We start from the raw sequence: 3,513 nt of genomic DNA, 5'->3' as shown, positions 1-3,513 counted from the left end.
CCATCCAGCAGGTCGCGATAGGCATCCGGATCCAGGCTGGCGTGGAACAGCGGGTCCCCCTGAAGGCGCCCGATCGCGACGCCGGCGGCCGGGCCGCTGTTGAACATCAACGCCGCGCCCGGCGCGGCGTGGTCCGCCAGCAACGCGATGGCCCGCCGCTGATCGTCCGCCGTCAGGTGGAACAGGCTGTCCCACGCCAGCACCCCCGGAAAGCGTCGGCCCAGCGCCAGCCTCCGCATGTCCATCAGGTGCGCGGCAGCGCCGGGCAGGTTGCGCCGGAACATCGCCAGCAGCTCCGGCGAACTGTCGACGCCGGTGACGGCATGGCCTGCAGCGGCCAGATACCGCGCGACCGGATCGCCCGATCCGCACCCCACGTCCAGAATGTCGCCCCCGGGCGCCACGGCGGCCAGGAACCGATCCATCCAGCCGCGCTCGGCAAACCGCCCGCGCCGCGCAGCCGCGAAGGCGGCGGCATGGCGGCGATACAGGCCGGTCACATCGGCGGCTGCCTCCGGCCCGCCTGCCTCGCGGTTGTCCGCCACCGCACCGCTCAATAGCGCCGCAGCAGCCCCGCCAGCTTGCCCTGGATCTTCACGCGAGAGGGGAGGTAGCGCTGCGGCTCATACAGGCTGTTGGCCGGGTCCAGCCGCACCATGCCCTTTTCCCGGTGGAAATATTTCAGCGTCGCGTCGGCATTGTCGATCAGCGCCACCACGATATCCCCCTCGCGCGCCTCGTCCGTCCGGCGGATCAGCGCGAAGTCCCCGTCGAAGATGCCGGCCTCGATCATGGAATCGCCGGAAACCTGCAACGCATAATGTTCGCCCGCGCCCAGCAGCGCCTGCGGCACGGCCAGCTGCTCATGATCCTCGATCGCCTCGATCGGCAGGCCGGCCGCGATCTTCCCGACCAGCGGAACCGCAATGGCGGGCGCATCCGCCGGCAGTGCTGCCGCCGCCTTGCGCGCCCGGGCCGCCGCCAGATCCGAAACCATCGCGCCGCCCGCCGCACCGGCCGCGCCCATCGCCGCCTGGCCCGCCGCAGGCGCCGAGACGCCCGGCTGCCCCATGCCCGGCAGGCGCGTCACCTCCAGCGCGCGGGCGCGGTTGGGCAGCCGCCGCAGGAACTGCCGCTCCTCCAGCGCCCCGATCAGCCTGTGCACGCCGGATTTGGATTTCAGGTCCAGCGCCTCCTTCATTTCCTCGAACGAAGGGGAAACCCCGGTTTCCGCCAGCCGCTGGTGAATGAACAGCAGCAGCTCATGTTGCTTGGAAGTCAGCATCGCGGCGCATTCCCATCATTCGTTCCACCCGGCGGGAACATGGGTGGAACATTAAGGGAACCAAGCGGAACAGGTCAAGGGGCTTGCGCGCCCCGTCAAATGGTCAGCACCGGAACGGATGCACCTGCCGCCAGAGCGGGCCCGTTTTCCGGCCGCACCAGCAGGGCATTCGCCCCGGCCAGCATGGAAAGCAGGCTGCTGTCCTGGCTCAAGGCCGGGGTGACCTCGCCGTCCGCCAGCCTGGCCCGCAGGAAGTGGCGGCGCGGCCCGTTCGCGGGCAGCGCCACTGTCGTCCGCGCCTCGCCAAGCCGGTCCACAGGGGCCGGGTCGCCGGCCAGCCGCTTCAGCAGCGGCACCAGGAACAGCCGCGCGCACACGAAGGCGGAAACCGGATTGCCCGGCAAACCCACCACCAGCCCGGCGCCCAGCCGACCGGCCATCAGCGGCTTGCCCGGCTGGATCGCCACTTTCCAGAAATCCAGCGCCGCGCCCGCCGCCAGCAATGCGGGCCGCACCAGATCATGATCGCCCACCGATGCGCCGCCCACCGTCACCAGCAGGTCGCAGCCGCGCTCTGCCCCAATTTCACCCCCCCCGATTCCGGCCGCCCCGATCCGCTCCGCCAGCGCCTCGGGCCGGTCCCCCGCGATGCCCAGGTCGGTCACCTCGGCCCAGGGCGACAGCAGCGCCGCCAGCATCAGCCCGTTCGATCCCACGATCTGCCCCGGCCCCGGCGGCGTGCCGGGCGGCACCAGCTCGTCGCCGGTCGACAGCAGCGCCACGCGTGGCCGCCGATGCACCGGCAGCGTCGCCAGCCCGGCGGCCGCCAGCAGCCCCAGCCGCGCCGGTGTCAGCCGCTCCCCGGCATGGGCCAGCAGCTGCCCTTCGGAAAAATCCGCGCCGCGCCGGCGGATATGCGCCCCTTCGCGCGGCGGCCCGTCGCCCGGAAAGCGCACCACCGTGCCCTCCCGCACGGCATCCTCCTGCACGGCGACGGTATCGGCGCCCGCAGGCACCTGCGCCCCGGTGAAGATGCGCACGGCCTCGCCTTCGCCCATCCGGCCTGCGAAGGGCGTGCCGGCTGCGGATTCGCCCACCAGCCGGAACGGCCCCGGCAACCCGGCAAAGCGGATCGCATAGCCGTCCATCGCGCTCATGTCGGCGGGCGGCTGGGTCAGCCGCGCCTGCACATCGGCGGCCAGCACAAGCCCGCCGCCATGCGCGACCGGCACCTCCTGCGCGGGCAGCGGCGCGCCCAGCGCAAGAACCCGCCCCAGCGCCTCGTCGAACGGGATCAGCCCCGCCATCGGCTCAGGGGGCGCGCCAGTCGCCGGATTTGCCGCCGCGCTTCTCCAGCAGCCGCACGCCGTCGATCCGCATGCCCCGGTCCAGCGCCTTCGCCATGTCATAGATGGTCAGCAGCGCCACCGAGGCGGCGGTCAGCGCCTCCATTTCCACCCCGGTCTGCCCGGTGGTGGAGACGCTTGCCGTCACGGCCACGCCGTCCGCATCCAGCGCCAGGTCGATCGTCACGCTGCTGATCGGCAGCGGATGGCACAGGGGGATCAGCTCTGCGGTGCGCTTTGCCGCCATGATCCCCGCGATGCGCGCGGTCGCCAGCACATCGCCCTTCTTCGCGCTGCCCTCGCGGATCGCGGCCAGCGCCTGCGCGGTCATGCCGATCCGGCCGCCCGCCACGGCCATCCGCGCGGTCACCGCCTTGCCGCCCACGTCCACCATCCGGGCCGCGCCCGTGTCATCCAGGTGGGTCAGCCCGCTCATCGGCCGCCCAGCAGCGCCCGCGTCGCGGCTTCCACATCGGCCTCGCGCATCAGCGTCTCGCCCACCAGGAAGGTCGTCACCCCGGCGGATTCCTCCAGCCGCAGCAGGTCGCCATGGCCCGCGATGCCCGATTCCGCGATCAGCAACCGGTCCTTCGGGGCGATCGCGGCCAGCCGTTCGGTCACGGCCAGGTTCACCATCATCGTCTTCAGATTGCGGTTGTTCACGCCGATCAGCGGGGTCTTCAGACGGCAGGCGCGTTCCAGCTCGGCCTCGTCATGCACCTCGGCCAGCACGTCCAGGCCGATCTCCATCGCCCCGGCCTCCAGCTCGGCCATCAGCCCGTCGTCCAGCGCGCCCACGATCAGCAGGATCGCGTCCGCGCCCAGGCTGCGCGATTCCCGGATCTGGTAGGGATCGACGATGAAGTCCTTGCGCAGCGCCGG

5 protein-coding genes are annotated in these 3,513 nt (G+C 72.0%); all 5 read right to left on the bottom strand.

Features of this window, described 5'->3' with window-relative positions; translation table 11 throughout:
• Positions 1-545 (bottom strand): trans-aconitate 2-methyltransferase (locus ACE3O8_RS12810; protein WP_374390347.1); only part of this gene is annotated, 545 nt, incomplete at its 3' end.
• Positions 546-553: 8 nt separating this feature from the next.
• Complete coding sequence (lexA, locus tag ACE3O8_RS12805) at positions 554-1,285, bottom strand: transcriptional repressor LexA (RefSeq protein WP_374390345.1); 732 nt, start codon at positions 1,283-1,285, stop codon at positions 554-556.
• A 95-nt stretch (positions 1,286-1,380) separates the two neighbouring features.
• On the bottom strand, positions 1,381-2,592 hold the full coding sequence (glp, locus tag ACE3O8_RS12800) for a gephyrin-like molybdotransferase Glp (RefSeq protein ID WP_374390343.1): 1,212 nt from the start codon (positions 2,590-2,592) through the stop codon (positions 1,381-1,383).
• 4 nt (positions 2,593-2,596) lie between these two features.
• Positions 2,597-3,067 carry a cyclic pyranopterin monophosphate synthase MoaC gene (moaC, locus tag ACE3O8_RS12795; RefSeq protein ID WP_374390341.1) on the bottom strand — a complete coding sequence of 157 codons (471 nt, stop codon included), beginning with the start codon at positions 3,065-3,067 and terminating at the stop codon, positions 2,597-2,599.
• Positions 3,064-3,513, bottom strand: a 450-nt coding sequence (locus ACE3O8_RS12790) for an indole-3-glycerol phosphate synthase TrpC (RefSeq protein WP_374390339.1), incomplete at its 5' end; no start/stop codon positions are given. The genes moaC and ACE3O8_RS12790, both read right to left, overlap by 4 nt.

Origin of the sequence: Sandaracinobacter sp. (assembly GCF_041909755.1) — a bacterium.
In the GTDB taxonomy this organism is placed as follows: Bacteria; Pseudomonadota; Alphaproteobacteria; order Sphingomonadales; family Sphingomonadaceae; genus Sandaracinobacteroides.
This window is presented reverse-complemented; position numbering and strand designations above follow the sequence as displayed.